Annotated in this window: 1 protein-coding gene; it reads left to right on the forward strand. The window is 44.3% G+C overall.

Features of this window, described 5'->3' with window-relative positions; translation table 11 throughout:
- The coding region (locus tag ASJ80_RS10655) for a carbohydrate-binding domain-containing protein (protein ID WP_218833794.1) at positions 1-300 on the forward strand (300 nt) is incomplete at both ends.

Genomic DNA, 300 nt, shown 5'->3' on the forward strand with positions numbered 1-300 from the left:
GTTTACACCACCAAGCCAGGAGGTCAACAACCAGCTCCAACTACCGCTGCTCCACAACCAACTACTACCGTCGCTCCAAAACCAGTTACCACCACTGTTGCCCCAAAACCAAGTACTCCAACCCAAACTAAGACTCTTCCAAACGTAAACAAGTGTTCTGCCAAGATTGTTGCTCAAGGTTACAAGTGCTGTAGTGATCCAAACTGTGTTGTTTACTACACTGATGCTGATGGTAAATGGGGAGCTGAAAACAATCAATGGTGTGGTTGTGGTTTAGAAAGAGAAAAAGAAAACAAGAAT

The organism is Methanobacterium bryantii, assembly GCF_002287175.1.
Classification (GTDB): domain Archaea; phylum Methanobacteriota; class Methanobacteria; order Methanobacteriales; family Methanobacteriaceae; genus Methanobacterium_D; species Methanobacterium_D bryantii.